11 protein-coding genes are annotated in these 13,886 nt (G+C 44.8%); all 11 read left to right on the top strand.

Annotated features, from left to right (window positions below):
* Window positions 1-3 precede the first annotated feature (3 nt).
* The 11 genes from mutL (at window position 4) to ACTNBR_RS02205 (ending at window position 13,881) form a co-directional block, all read left to right on the top strand.
* Entirely contained in the window at window positions 4-2,142 is a 2,139-nt protein-coding gene (mutL, locus tag ACTNBR_RS02255; RefSeq protein ID WP_441015764.1) for a DNA mismatch repair endonuclease MutL, read from the top strand.
* A 49-nt stretch (window positions 2,143-2,191) separates the two neighbouring features.
* A complete protein-coding gene (miaA, locus tag ACTNBR_RS02250) occupies window positions 2,192-3,175 on the top strand; it encodes a tRNA (adenosine(37)-N6)-dimethylallyltransferase MiaA (RefSeq protein ID WP_441015767.1) in 984 nt (327 codons plus the stop codon).
* A 35-nt stretch (window positions 3,176-3,210) separates the two neighbouring features.
* Window positions 3,211-4,470, top strand: coding sequence for an aminotransferase class I/II-fold pyridoxal phosphate-dependent enzyme (locus ACTNBR_RS02245; RefSeq protein WP_427805866.1), 1,260 nt, complete (start codon window positions 3,211-3,213; stop codon window positions 4,468-4,470).
* On the top strand, window positions 4,470-5,708 hold the full coding sequence (locus ACTNBR_RS02240; RefSeq protein ID WP_441015770.1) for an NAD(P)/FAD-dependent oxidoreductase: 1,239 nt from the start codon (window positions 4,470-4,472) through the stop codon (window positions 5,706-5,708). Before ACTNBR_RS02245 ends, ACTNBR_RS02240 begins: the two co-directional genes overlap by 1 nt.
* A complete protein-coding gene (locus ACTNBR_RS02235; protein ID WP_441015837.1) occupies window positions 5,701-7,392 on the top strand; it encodes an NAD(P)/FAD-dependent oxidoreductase in 1,692 nt (563 codons plus the stop codon). Before ACTNBR_RS02240 ends, ACTNBR_RS02235 begins: the two co-directional genes overlap by 8 nt.
* Before the next feature lie 81 nt (window positions 7,393-7,473).
* Window positions 7,474-7,734 (top strand): DUF4321 domain-containing protein, encoded by a 261-nt coding sequence (locus tag ACTNBR_RS02230; protein ID WP_427805738.1) that lies wholly within the window; start codon window positions 7,474-7,476, stop codon window positions 7,732-7,734.
* Window positions 7,735-7,804: 70 nt separating this feature from the next.
* Window positions 7,805-8,515 (top strand): RadC family protein, encoded by a 711-nt coding sequence (gene radC / locus ACTNBR_RS02225; RefSeq protein WP_427805737.1) that lies wholly within the window; start codon window positions 7,805-7,807, stop codon window positions 8,513-8,515.
* A 20-nt stretch (window positions 8,516-8,535) separates the two neighbouring features.
* Entirely contained in the window at window positions 8,536-9,558 is a 1,023-nt protein-coding gene (locus ACTNBR_RS02220) for a rod shape-determining protein (RefSeq protein WP_427805736.1), read from the top strand.
* Complete coding sequence (gene mreC / locus ACTNBR_RS02215) at window positions 9,559-10,419, top strand: rod shape-determining protein MreC (protein WP_427805735.1); 861 nt, start codon at window positions 9,559-9,561, stop codon at window positions 10,417-10,419.
* Window positions 10,420-10,421: 2 nt separating this feature from the next.
* Complete coding sequence (gene mreD / locus ACTNBR_RS02210; protein WP_441015773.1) at window positions 10,422-10,949, top strand: rod shape-determining protein MreD; 528 nt, start codon at window positions 10,422-10,424, stop codon at window positions 10,947-10,949.
* Window positions 10,950-11,010: 61 nt separating this feature from the next.
* On the top strand, window positions 11,011-13,881 hold the full coding sequence (locus ACTNBR_RS02205; RefSeq protein WP_441015840.1) for a penicillin-binding transpeptidase domain-containing protein: 2,871 nt from the start codon (window positions 11,011-11,013) through the stop codon (window positions 13,879-13,881).
* Window positions 13,882-13,886 lie beyond the last annotated feature (5 nt).

Genomic DNA, 13,886 nt, shown 5'->3' with positions numbered 1-13,886 from the left:
AATATGCCGCATATTGAATTGTTGGATCAGATCACAATTGATAAAATAGCAGCCGGGGAAGTGATAGAAAGGCCGGCCTCGGTGATCAAAGAACTGGTGGAAAACGCAATTGATGCCGGTGCAACGGCGGTTGTAGTAGAGATAGAGGATGGTGGTATCACATTTATGCGGATCACCGATAATGGATGTGGGATTGAGAGGGACGATGTTAGAAAAGCATTCCTACGCCATTCGACGAGTAAGATTCGAAGCGCAGATGATTTAGTGCACATCTCTTCGCTTGGATTTCGTGGTGAGGCGCTTTCCAGTATTGCCGCTGTTGCTCAGGTTGAATTGGTGACAAAAACGGCGAATGATATATTTGGAACCCGATATGTTATAGAAGGAGGACAGGAAAAGGTTCTGGAAGAAACGGGAGCTCCCGACGGAACAACGTTTTTGGTACGTCAGCTCTTCTATAATACACCTGCAAGGAGAAAATTTTTAAAAACACCAATGACAGAGGCAAGCCATATCAGCGATCTGCTGACACGGCTTGCACTTTCGCATCCAGAGGTTTCCTTCCAGTTCATCAATAACCATCAGCCGAAGATACATACATCCGGAAACGGACGTCTAAAAGATGTGATTTATCATATTTACGGACGAGAGATTGCCAATAATCTGCTCCCGCTGGAATATGATTGTGAAGGGATGCGTGTTAATGGATTTCTTGGAAAACCGCTTATCTCCCGCGGAAATCGAAATTTTGAAAACTATTTTGTAAACGGACGATATATCCGCAGTAACATCTTGGCGAAAGGGATTGAAGACGCATACAAAGATTTTACGATGCAGCATAAATATCCGTTTGTAGCGTTTCACATTCAGGTGGATCCAGAGAAGATCGATGTCAACGTACACCCGACAAAAATGGAACTTCGCTTCAGCAATCAGCAGGAGATTTACAACCGGATTTATCAGGCTGTCAGTGACGGCCTGCACGAAAAGAATCTGATCCCGGAAGTGGAGATACCGGAACCGCCGTCGCTTGAAAATAAAATAAATGACCGGAGAGCAGGTGCGAGGAAAAACGCTGTATTGGTACAGGAGGTCCCAAAACGGCCTTACGGGAATTTGAATCCGGAACCAGTAAAAAAAGAAGAGAGCGATGAAGAGAAGAATCTTGATTATTTCATGAAAAAAATGAAGGAGAGAGTACAGGCTTATCATAATCAGGTTTCGCATGCGGAAGTGGAAAGCACGGAAGACATATCGAAAAAGGCACAGGAAACGGACAAGGTAAAAGAAGCTGTAAAAAGGCGCCTGAATTCCGAAAAAACAGAGTACACTCTACAAAACAGTCCTTCAAAAACAGAGCGCACTCTTCAAAATAAGACAAGTAAAACAGAGTACGATCCAATAAAAACAGAGCGAGCTCTGCAAAAAGACAATAGTGATGCCCAAAAAACAGAGTGCGATCTGCAAAACAATCCACAATTTTCACATAATAATCCACAAAAGTCAGAAAAAAGCAAACAATTAGATTTGTTTGAGGAAAATTTACTCAAAAAAGAAGTAAAACAGGAGTATAAAATTATTGGTCAAGTGTTTGATACTTATTGGTTGGTACAATTTCGGGATAGTCTCTATATTATCGATCAACATGCTGCACACGAAAGAGTATTGTATGAACGTACACTTGCAGGAATGAAAAATCGGGAGTATACTTCTCAGTACCTGAGTCCTCCGATCATCTTAAGTTTATCTATGCAGGAAATTGATGTACTGGAGACTTACAAAGACCGGTTCACATCGATTGGATTTGAGATGGAACCATTCGGCGGCGATGAGTATGCTGTGAGAGCAGTTCCTGATAATCTATTCGGGATTGCTAAGAAGGAGCTCTTGCTTGAGATGTTGGATGGATTGTCTGAAGGCCTGGCTTCTAATCTGGAACCTTCATTGATTGATGAGAAAATTGCATCCATGTCTTGCAAAGCAGCGGTCAAGGGTAATTCCAGATTGTCTGCTGCAGAGGTTGAGGCTTTGATCGGTGAACTTCTGACGTTGGATAATCCATACCATTGTCCACACGGCAGGCCCACGATTATTTCAATGACCAAACGGGAACTTGAGAAAAAGTTTAAGCGTATCATTTAATAAGCGCATATTTTTCAATGAATTAAGAAATGTAGAGGAGGTGTCCGTAATGGAAGAAAAACGGAAAGAAACGGACGATGTCACAAAACCGCCGCTTATTGTATTGACCGGACCTACCGCTGTGGGAAAAACGAAAGCTTCGATCGGACTGGCAAAGGCGGTCGGTGGAGAAATCATTTCTGCAGATTCTATGCAGGTATATCGGCATATGGATATTGGGTCCGCAAAAATCCGCAGGGATGAAATGGAAGGAATTCCTCATTATCTTGTGGACGTACTTGAGCCAGACGAAGAATTTCATGTAGCCAGATTTCAACAGATGGCAAAGCAGTCGATGGAGCAGATTTATGCAAACGGACATATCCCGATCGTGGTGGGCGGAACAGGATTTTATATACAGGCACTTCTGTATGACATTGATTTCTCCGAAGGAGAAGAAAATACTGCGTATCGAAAGGAACTGGAAGCATTTGCAAATGAAAATGGTGCAAATGCGCTGCATGATCGTCTGCGCGAGGTGGATCCGAAATCTGCCGATGAGATTCATGCGAATAATGTGAAGCGTGTGATAAGGGCACTGGAATTTTACCATCAGACGGGGATGCCCATCTCTCAGCATAATGAAGAAGAGCGTAAGAAAGAATCTCCGTATTCTTTTGCATATTTTGTTCTGAATGATGAGAGAAGCCGGCTTTACGAACGGATAGACAGGCGGGTAGATCAGATGATCGATGAGGGACTTGTGGACGAAGTCCGGGCACTAAAGCTGCGAGGCTATGACCGTAAAATGGTGTCTATGCAAGGGCTGGGCTATAAAGAAATTCTGTCATATCTTGAAGGGGAGTGTTCCCTTGAAGAGGCTGTTTATATTTTAAAACGGGACACCAGACATTTCGCAAAACGGCAGATTACCTGGTTTAAGCGGGAGCGTGATGTAATCTGGCTGCCCAAGGATCAGTACAATTATGATGAAACTGCGATATTGGAAGCAATGCTGAGAATCTTAAGAGAAAGGAAAATAATAGAATCATGAGTTTAAATCAAGAAACAGAATCACTTTATATTCAGATGGGAATTGACCCGAACGTGCTGCGGTACGGACTTGAAATCGAAGCAGGACTGAAGGATCGGTTCGCTGAAATCGACCGGATGGCTGAATTTAATCAGCTCAAGGTTCTGCATGCAATGCAGGAGGCGAAGGTGAGCTCGGAATGTTTTAATTATGCGTCCGGATACGGATACAGTGATTTCGGAAGAGATACATTAGAACAAGTGTATGCAAATGTATTTCATACTGAAGATGCACTGGTGCGTCCTCAGATTACATGTGGAACCCATGCGCTGGCGCTGGCGCTTTCAGCCAATTTAAGGCCGGGAGACGAACTTCTTTCGATTGCAGGTAAACCTTATGATACGCTGGAAGAAGTGATCGGAATTCGTCCTTCCACCGGTTCACTTGCTGAATATGGAATTACCTATCGCCAGGTGGATCTGCTGCAGGATGGCAGTTTCGACTATGATAAGATACGTGAGGCGATCAATGAAAAAACCAAACTGGTTACGATCCAGCGTTCGAAAGGGTATCAGACACGGCCAAGCTTTTCGGTAGATCAGATTGGGGAAGGGATTGCGTTTGTGAAAAAAATAAAGCCGGAACTTATTTGCATGGTGGATAACTGCTACGGTGAATTCGTAGAAGAGAAGGAGCCGAGTGATGTCGGTGCCGATATGGTTGTCGGATCCCTGATCAAGAACCCCGGCGGAGGCCTTGCGCCGATCGGAGGCTATATTGCGGGAAGAAAGGATCTGATCGAGCAGTGTGCGTACCGTCTTACCTCACCGGGACTGGGGAAAGAGGTCGGTGCCTCTCTTGGTGTAATGCAGTCCTTCTATCAGGGGCTTTTCCTCGCACCGACCGTAGTGGCAGGCGCGTTAAAAGGAGCTGTTTTTGCAGCGAATATTTATGAAAAACTCGGATATCCGGTCATTCCGAACGGAAGTGAACCGCGTCATGATATTATTCAGGCGGTGACACTTGGAACACCAGAAGGCGTGATTGCGTTTTGCCAGGGAATCCAGGCTGCTGCACCGGTTGAAAGCTATGTGACACCGGTTCCGTGGGCGATGCCGGGTTATGATAGCGAAGTTATCATGGCAGCCGGAGCGTTTGTGCAAGGATCCTCGATCGAACTTAGCGCCGATGGACCGATCAAACCACCGTATGCCGTTTATTTCCAGGGAGGATTGACCTGGGAACATGCTAAATTCGGAATCCTGATGTCACTTCAGAAACTCTATGACGCTGGAATCGTAAAGGAGCTTCCATAATGGGAAAACAGATTGTGGTTGCAGGAGGAGGTGCTGCCGGTATGATGGCTGCACTTTCCGCTGCGGAAGAAGGGGCAAGCGTTACAATCGTGGAACACAATGATCGCGTCGGCAGGAAGATTCTTTCTACCGGAAACGGAAGATGCAATTATACAAATCTGTTCCAGAGCCCACAGTGCTACCGAAGCGATGAGAACGATTTCCCCTGGAAGATCATCAGCAGATTTCCGGCAGAGTGGGTCATTCGTAAATTTGAAGAAATGGGTGTTATGCCAAAAGACAAAAATGGCTACATTTATCCGTTTTCCGAACAGGCAAGTGCGGTGCTGGATGTACTTCGTATGGAACTCGATCGATGCGGGATCCGCATTGTGACATCGGCCCATGTGTCGGATATTTTAAGAACAAAAAAAGGCTGGCAGGTTGAAATTCTCCAAGGTGGTAAAAAGAAAGAAAAAATGAATTGTGATTCCGTAATTCTTGCCTGCGGTTCGAGAGCAGCTTCAAAGCTCGGAAATGACGGAAGCGGTTACGATCTTGCGAAGAAGCTGGGGCATAAGATCATTCCTGTGGTCCCGGCACTTGTACAGCTCAAATGCCGGGAAAACTTTTATCCCTCTTTAGCAGGCGTGCGTGTGAACGGAAAAGTTTCTATATGGATTGACGGAAAGAAGCATGGAGAGGATACGGGCGAGCTACAGATGAATGCTTACGGTATTTCCGGAATTCCGGTCTTTCAGATCAGCAGGATCGCGGCGAAAGGACTTTACCGGAAACAATCTGTCTGTGCAGAAGTTGATTTTATGCCGCAGTTAACGGACGATGCATGGAGACAGATGCTTGAAGAGAGGAAAAGGCTTCATCCAGAAAAGGAAATGAGTGTCTTTTTTACCGGAGTATTTCACAAGAAACTGTCGGAGGTGCTGCTCAAAATTTCAGGGATACCGCGGATGAAAAAGGCGGGGGAACTTACGGAGGCTGAACTGGAACGCCTGGTGAAAGAAGGGAAACATTTTCGGACAGATATTATAGATACGAATCCATTTGAACAGGCTCAGATTTGCGCAGGAGGTGTTTCGACAGCGGAACTTTCTGCTCAGACGATGGAATCACGCATTGCAAAAGGTATTTATTTCGCGGGTGAGCTGGTCGATGTGGACGGAATCTGCGGAGGATACAATCTGCACTGGGCATGGGCAAGCGGATATCTGGCAGGGAAAGGAGCAGCGAATGCTTAGAATCAGTCAGTTAAAAATGCAGGTGGGGCATACCGAAGAAGAATTGAAAAAGAAGGTACGGAAGCGTCTCGGAATTCAGGAAATGCAGTTGCTGGATCTTACCATTCGGAAAAGATCTCTGGATGCCAGGCGCAAGCCGGAACTTTATTATGTATACACCATTGATGTGAAAGTAAACGATGAGCAGGCTGTCTGGAAACGGGTGTCGAAGAAGAAAGGCAATTCAGATGTCAGCGTCTGCCGGGAAGAACGGTATCATTTCCCCGAAGAGGGCTCCTGCCGTCTGAAAGAAAGGCCGGTCATAGTCGGATGCGGTCCGGCGGGGATTTTCTGCGCGTATTTTCTGGCCAAGTGTGGGATGCGTCCGATCTTGATCGAGCGGGGAGCTCCTGTGGAAGAACGACAGGAGGATGTGAAGAAATTCTGGGAAACCGGAGTGCTTAAGCCGGATTCCAATGTTCAGTTCGGAGAGGGAGGAGCCGGAACATTTTCCGACGGAAAACTCAATACACTGGTCAAAGACCCGAACGGAAGGATCCGGGCCGTGCTGGAAACCTTCGTCAAACACGGAGCGCCGGAGGAGATCCTGTATGACGCAAAACCGCATATCGGAACGGATATTCTGTGTACGGTCATTCGGAATATGCGCGAGCAGATTCTTGCATGGGGAGGAGAAGTTCATTTTCATACGAAAATGACGTCACTTATCCTGAATGAGTCCGGACGAAAATTGAAGGGAATCTGGGTAGAAACAGATGCCGAAGAGAAAAATAACGTGAGGGAATTACCGGTCGAAGTTCTGGTTTTGGCGCCGGGACACAGTGCGAGGGATACATTTGGCATGCTTTATGAGACCGGGATCCCAATGGAAGCAAAATCATTTGCGGTGGGGGTGCGTGCGGAGCATCCTCAGGAACTGATCAACCGTTCCCAGTACGGGGCAGAATATCCGGATTCACTCCCGGCTGCGGCTTATAAACTGACAGCAAAACTACCGAATGGGCGTGGTGTGTATTCATTCTGCATGTGTCCGGGTGGATATGTGGTCAATGCATCATCGGAAGAAGGACACCTGGCGGTAAACGGAATGAGTTATCACGCGAGAGACAGCCGGAACGCCAACAGTGCTATCGTCGTAACCGTATCTCCGGAAGATTTTGGTTCCAAGCATCCGCTTTCTGGTGTGGAATTTCAGCGTAAACTGGAAAAGGCGGCCTATGAAGCGGGAAATGGCAGGATCCCGGTTCAGCGCTATGGGGATTTTTGCCAAAGTCTTCAATTGGATGCCGGGAAGTTGGACACACGTCCTGTGTGCATGGAATTCAGAGAAATGGTTCCGTGTATGAAAGGCGGTTGGAAAAAAGCGGAGCTAAAACAGATTTTCCCGGAGCAGATTGCAAGATCTCTGGTTGAGGGAATGGAAGAATTTAATACGAAAATCCGAGGTTTTTCGCATCCGGATACGATTCTTTCGGCGGTGGAAAGCAGAACCTCTTCCCCGGTCAGAATTCTCAGAAATGAAACGATGGAGAGCCGTATTTGCGGACTATATCCGTGTGGAGAAGGCGCCGGATATGCAGGCGGGATTACGTCAGCCGCAGTGGACGGCATAAAGATCGCGGAAACGATCCGCAAAAAATATGCTTCATTCGACAAAAATGAAGATGCTTTAAGAAAAATTTAATGTCTAAAAAGGCTATACACGTTTTTTAAAATATGCTAAAATAATCACAGTTTGTGATTCAAAAAAAGAGGAGGAGTACAGATGAAGGGAGCCGGAAGCAAGAATACATGGGCTCTGTTTCTGTTTGTTTTAACAGGAATTGTGCTGGGAGGTTTTATTGCCATGATGACAGAGAATGTACCGGCACTTAGCTGGCTGTCCTATGGACAGACATTCGGATTTGACAGTCCGATCATTCTAAATCTCGGTATGGTGGTAATTACCTTTGGGCTTAGCATCAAGATTACGATAGCGAGCATCATCGGTGTAGTGCTTGCCATATTTATTTATCGTTTCTTATAGATGCCGTAAGGCATTTTTTGTGCTGTATGAGAACGTCTTTTTTCGAATTATCGAATCCTATATAAGGATTATGAATCAAAACAAAACCATGAAAGACATGATAGCAGATGAACGCCCGTATGAAAAATGCGAGCGTTTTGGTGCGGGCAGTTTGACAGATATTGAATTGCTTGCCGTTCTGCTGCGTACAGGTACAAAGGGAGAAAATTCCCTTGAACTGGCCAGAAAACTTTTGTACCCGGATACCGGTGTACAGAATAAGGATGAGACTCATCTGCAGAACTGGACCAAAGAAGAACTGATGAAAGTGCAGGGAATCGGCAGGGTAAAGGCGATACAGATTCTTTGCCTTTGTGAACTTTCCAAAAGAATGGCGCAGCTTTCTGCCGGGAAAGAACTGGATTTTTCCAAACCGGATACCATAGCGGACTATTATATGGAAGATATGCGTCACCGCAGGCAGGAGCATATGAAGCTGCTTATGCTGAATACCCGATCTAAACTGATCGGTGAAAGTGAGATATCCAAAGGAACGATCAATATGTCGCTGGTTTCCCCGCGTGAGCTTTTTGTGGAAGCTCTTATGAAAAATGCAGTATACATCATACTTATGCATAATCATCCCAGCGGTGATCCGTCGCCGAGCCGGGCTGATATTCTGGTGACCAGAAGGGTGAAGGAGGCAGGGGAAATCCTGGGAATTGAGCTCCTTGACCATATTATTATCGGAGACAACTGTTATGTCAGTCTTGCCCTTGAGGGGTATTTAGGGAATGCGTAGCTGTGAAAGGAATATAGCAAATGGCAAGAAATGTTTACGGTATTGATCTTGGAACTTATGAGATCAAAGTTTATGATAAAAAAAAGGACACCATATGGAAGGAAAAGAATGTCATTGCAATCGCCAATCAGAAAACAATTTTTGCTGTCGGTGATGAAGCATATGAAATGTATGAAAAAGCCCCGGGAAATATACAGGTTGTGTTTCCTATGAAGGAAGGGGTCATCAGCCGATTTAACGATATGCAGTATCTGCTTCAGAATCTGCTGAAAAAAGACCGCCAGTTTGCAAGAGGTGCTGAATACGTGATCGCTGTTCCGACCGATGTTACTGAGGTGGAGAAACGGGCTTTCTTTGATCTCGTGGTCCATTCGACCGCAAGAGCCCGGGAGGTCAATATTGTAGAACGGGGAATTGCACACTGCATCGGACTCGGAATGGATGTTCAGAATACAAAAGGGGTTATGATTGCAGATTTCGGAGGTGAGACGACGGAAATTTCGGTTGTCGCATCCGGTGGTATGGTGCTGAATAAACTGATCAAAATCGGTGGGAATACATTTGACAATGCTGTGGCGAATCTGGTGCGGCATAATTATGATTTCCTGATTGGAAGGCTTACGGCAGAAACACTGAGGCGGCGTTTCGGTGTGTTTGGCGGAGAGAGCAGTGAGACTATGGTCGTTGCCGGAAGAAATCTGGTAACCGGAGTTCCGAAACAGCAGGAAATTCCGATCAGCCTGGTACGTGCCGCCATGAAGGAGCCGCTTTCGGAATGTATCATGCAGATCAACCTTCTGCTTGAAAGAACGCCTCCGGAAGTATTGAAGGCCATACAGAAGAACGGTATCTTTCTGACAGGAGGTCTTTCCTATCTTCCGGGTCTTTCCAGTTACATAGAAGGGGCAACTGGTTACCGGGTTCACACTGCGCGTCATCCGGATATTTGCGCGGTGGAAGGACTGAGTCAGATTATCCGGTCCAAAGAGCTTAGAAAACACGCATATTCAATGCTAGACGAGAATTATAGGTGGATGAGATAGATGAAAGCAAAAAACCAATTTTCACTTGCAAGCAAATACTGGCTTCTGATCCTTGCAATAATTTGTATTATATTAATGGGACTTTCCGGTTTTGCAGATACCGGGAAAGGGCCGCTCGCATGGGTAGCCGGATATACGGTGGTACCAATGCAGAAGGGCATCAACCGTGTGGGGATGTGGATCAGTGATGTGTCCGATAATTTTGCAACGCTTCAGGAAGTGAGAGAAGAAAATAAACAACTGAAAGAAAAAGTTGCGGAGCTGACGATTGAAAATAATCAGCTTCAACAGAATTCCGCAGAGCTGGAACGACTTCAGGAACTTTTTAAAATGCATCAGGATACGGCAGATTATCCAAAGGTCGGGGCGAATGTTATTGCCAGTGAAAACAGCAACTGGTTTTCAAGATTCACGATCGACAAGGGAAGCAACGACGGTATTGAAGTGGATATGAATGTGCTTTCAGGTGCAGGGCTTGTCGGCATCGTTACAGAAGTCGGGCCGAATTATTCCATTGTAAGTTCCATCATTGATGATAAAAATGTGAGTGCCATGATGCTGGAAACTTTTGACAAATGTATTGTCAGCGGCGATCTGAAGCTGATAGGTGAAGGTGTTGTCAAATTCGAGCAACTTGCAAACAATGAGAATGAAGTTAAGGTAGGCACTCAGGTCGTAACTTCCAATATCAGTGACAAATATCTTCAGGGGCTTCTGATTGGATATGTCTCCGAGGTTACGGTTGATGCAAACAATCTGACACGTTCTGGATATATTATCCCGGCTACGGATTTTCATGAATTAAATGAAGTGCTGGTTATCACTACCACAAAGAAAGACTTGATTGATAAAAAGGAGTAAGGATGAAGAAATTAAAACGGATTGCAGTCTGTACCGTTATCATACTGATCTGTTTCATACTGGAGACGACAATATTTCAATATCTGGCCCTGGCATCGGTCATCCCGAATCTACTGATCGTAGTCACTTCTTCCTTTGGTTTTATGCGCGGAAGAAAGGAAGGTCTGTTCATCGGATTCTTTTGCGGATTACTCAAAGATATTCTGGGTGGCGATTTAATTGGATTTTATGCCTTGGTGTATATGGTGATTGGATATTGCAACGGATTTTTCAGCAGGGTATTTTATGATGAAGACATCAAGCTTCCGCTGGCGCTGATTTCGGCGAGTGAACTGGTTTACAGCCTGGTTGTTTATATTTTCCTTTTTATGCTGAAAAGCGATTTTAATTTCTGGTATTATTTCAATCATATCATAATGCCGGAACTTGTTTACACCATTCTGATCACACTGGGCTTATATCAGGTGATCCTGCATACGAATCGACGACTGGAAGAGGAAGAAAAAAGGAGTGCAAGTAAATTTGTATAAATTATGGGAACGCCTGAAGGCATGGGCAATCGAGATAGTTAAATCCAGGGCTTTTGTTGTAATGATCGCGTTTTGTGTGATGTCAGCAATTCTTGTTCAGAGAGTTTTTTATCTGCAGATCGTAAAAGGACAGGAGTATCTGGATGACTATAAATTACAGATTCAGAAGACAAAAGAAGTACAAGGAACAAGAGGCCGGATTCTGGACCGTAACGGTGTGGTTCTTGCCGACAATAAGCTTGCCTATTCTGTCACAATAGAAGACAACGGGGATTACAGCAACAGTACTACTGCCGAAAAGAATCAGATTATCAATGAGACGGTTCTGAAAGTAATTGATATTGTAGAATCTAACGGGGATTCCATCATCAATAATTTTAAGATTGTTCTGAATGATAACGGGGAATATCAATATACGATGGATGAAGATTCGACTCAGAAGCTTCGTTTTCTTGCGGATATTTTCGGATATGCCACAATTGACAAGCTTTCTGATGAACAGAAGGCATATACCGCAGAAGATATCATCAACTATCTCTGTACGGATAAACGATGGGGATATGGAATTGATCAGGAAGAATTTTCGAAAGAGATGGTTCTGAAAATGGTCAATATCCGTTATGCCATGAGTCTGAACCGGTATCAGAAATATGTCGCTACAACGGTAGCAAGTGATGTGAGTGAAGAAACAAAAGCAGCCATTATGGAGAATATTGATACACTTCAGGGCGTCAATATCGCAGAAGATTCTCTGAGAGTTTATCCCGACAGCAAGTATTTTGCATCTATTCTCGGATATACCGGTACCATTTCCCAGGAAGAGTATGACTCCATGGACAAAGAAACGCAGGAAAGATATTCCCTTACAGATATTGTTGGTAAAGCTGGATTGGAACAGGTTCTGGACGAGACGCTCCAGGGGCCGAAAGGAGAAATCAAGCTTTACGTAAACAGCGTGGGGAAAATCATAGAAACAGATGAAGTTTCCGAGGCAAAAGCAGGAAATGATGTCTATCTTTCAATCGATGCAAATCTACAAAAAGCAGCTTATGACTTGCTGGAAGAAAAGATTGCCGGAATTGTGGTTGCAAAGATGGCGAATGTCATGAACTATGATCGGAGTCAGGTTACAGATGAGAGTGATGTTATCATTCCAATCGATGACGTCTACAATGCATTTATTTCAAATGAGATCCTGGATACCGGACATTTTGAAGATCCGGATGCCAAATCGACAGAACAGGCTGTGTATCAGGCATACATTACGAGACATGAAGAAGTGATTTCAGAAGTTCTGGAACAGCTGGGAAATCCGAATGCTCCTGCATATAAAGAATGTTCAAAAGAAATGCAGGCTTATTTGAGCTATGTGATCAGTGATCTTCTTACAACCAATGCAAAGATATTACAGACAGATAAGATTGATACGAAGGACAAGACATACCTTGCCTGGGAAGAAGATGAGACGATCAGCTTATATACATATTTGAACTATGCAATTTCCCAGAACTGGATCGATACATCGAAACTGAAGGAATACATGGATGAGGAGAGCAGTTATTCTGATCTTGGTGAGACTTACCAGGGACTCGTGAACTTCATTGGGAAGAAACTGTCGACGGATTCCGGATTTGAGAAACTGATTTATAAATATATGATCAAGACAGGCCGGATTACAGGTACGCAGATCTGTCTGCTCTTGTATGAACAGGAAGTCCTGGATTATGATGAAACCCAATACAATAACCTTGTAAGTGGTGCGACCGGTCCTTATGATTTTATTCGCGGTAAGATTCAAACGCTTGAAATCACTCCGGGGCAGCTTGGACTGGAACCATGTACAGGATCTGTTGTAGTGACGGATGTCAATACAGGAGAAGTGCTGGCATGCGTCTCTTATCCGGGATATGATAATAACCGTCTGGCGAACAGTATGGATTCTGATTATTATAGCCAGCTGCGGCAGAATCAGGCGGCACCGCTTTATAACAATGCCACACAGGAGCGGACGGCACCGGGTTCTACTTACAAACCGTTGGTTGCGACTGCAGGATTGACAGAGGGTGTGATTAGTTCTGATACATATCTGAACTGCAGCGGTGTTTATAAAAAAGTATCACCGAATCCGAAGTGCTGGTTTTATCCGAGCTCCCATGGATCACTGAATGTATCCGGTGCGATTCAGAAATCATGTAACCTGTTTTTCTATGAGGTGGGATATCGTCTGGGACTTACGAACGATGCGCTTAATGAGAATGATCTTTCGGATACAAGTGGCGAAGCTACAGCTACAAGATATTCGTCCGATAAAGGCCTTGCGGTTTTGAAGCAGTATGCGACTTTATTTGGTCTCGGGCAGAAAACAGGTATAGAGATACCAGAATCGGAGCCTCAGATTTCCGATCAGGATGCGGTCCGGTCTGCGATTGGACAAGGAACCAATAACTATACAACGACACAGCTTGCCAGATATATTACTGCTGTTGCGAACCGTGGAACCGTATATAATCTGACATTGATCGACAAAGTTACAACTGTGGAAGGCGATGTGATTGAACAGTCTGAGCCGAGTGCTCTGAATCAGATTGAAAATGTTTCCAACAACACCTGGGATGCGGTGCATCAGGGAATGCGTGCCGTTGTCACCAGCAGCAGTACCTATTCTTCTTTGAATGGATTTGCGATGTCCGGTAAAACGGGTACTGCCCAGCAAAGTAAATCGCATGCGAACCATGGTCTGTTTGTTGGATTCGCGCCGAGTGACGAACCAGAGATTGCATTTGCAATCCGAATTAAAAACGGATATGAATCGTTGTATGTTTCTGAAATTGGACGTGATCTGATGCGGTATTATTATGGATTGGCTGATCGTAATGAACTTATCACCGGTCATGCTGCAGAAATTACTGTGACAGGAGTTCACGGAGATTAGAAGGA

The sequence above is a fragment of the Bariatricus sp. HCP28S3_F11 genome (genome assembly GCF_052065395.1).
Taxonomy (GTDB): Bacteria; Bacillota; Clostridia; order Lachnospirales; family Lachnospiraceae; genus Allocoprococcus.
Note: the sequence above shows the minus strand (reverse complement) of the source record. Positions and strands in the feature narration are given on the sequence as shown.

Bases quoted from the DNA above. Each gene is read 5' to 3' on its own strand.
- mutL (WP_441015764.1), top strand. From the start codon at position 4: ATGCCGCATATTGAATTGTTGGATCAGATCACAATTGATAAAATAGCA.
- miaA (WP_441015767.1), top strand. From the start codon at position 2,192: ATGGAAGAAAAACGGAAAGAAACGGACGATGTCACAAAACCGCCGCTT.
- ACTNBR_RS02245 (WP_427805866.1), top strand. From the start codon at position 3,211: ATGGGAATTGACCCGAACGTGCTGCGGTACGGACTTGAAATCGAAGCA.
- ACTNBR_RS02240 (WP_441015770.1), top strand. From the start codon at position 4,470: ATGGGAAAACAGATTGTGGTTGCAGGAGGAGGTGCTGCCGGTATGATG.
- ACTNBR_RS02235 (WP_441015837.1), top strand. From the start codon at position 5,701: ATGCTTAGAATCAGTCAGTTAAAAATGCAGGTGGGGCATACCGAAGAA.
- ACTNBR_RS02230 (WP_427805738.1), top strand. From the start codon at position 7,474: ATGAAGGGAGCCGGAAGCAAGAATACATGGGCTCTGTTTCTGTTTGTT.
- radC (WP_427805737.1), top strand. From the start codon at position 7,805: ATGAATCAAAACAAAACCATGAAAGACATGATAGCAGATGAACGCCCG.
- ACTNBR_RS02220 (WP_427805736.1), top strand. From the start codon at position 8,536: ATGGCAAGAAATGTTTACGGTATTGATCTTGGAACTTATGAGATCAAA.
- mreC (WP_427805735.1), top strand. From the start codon at position 9,559: ATGAAAGCAAAAAACCAATTTTCACTTGCAAGCAAATACTGGCTTCTG.
- mreD (WP_441015773.1), top strand. From the start codon at position 10,422: ATGAAGAAATTAAAACGGATTGCAGTCTGTACCGTTATCATACTGATC.
- ACTNBR_RS02205 (WP_441015840.1), top strand. From the start codon at position 11,011: ATGATCGCGTTTTGTGTGATGTCAGCAATTCTTGTTCAGAGAGTTTTT.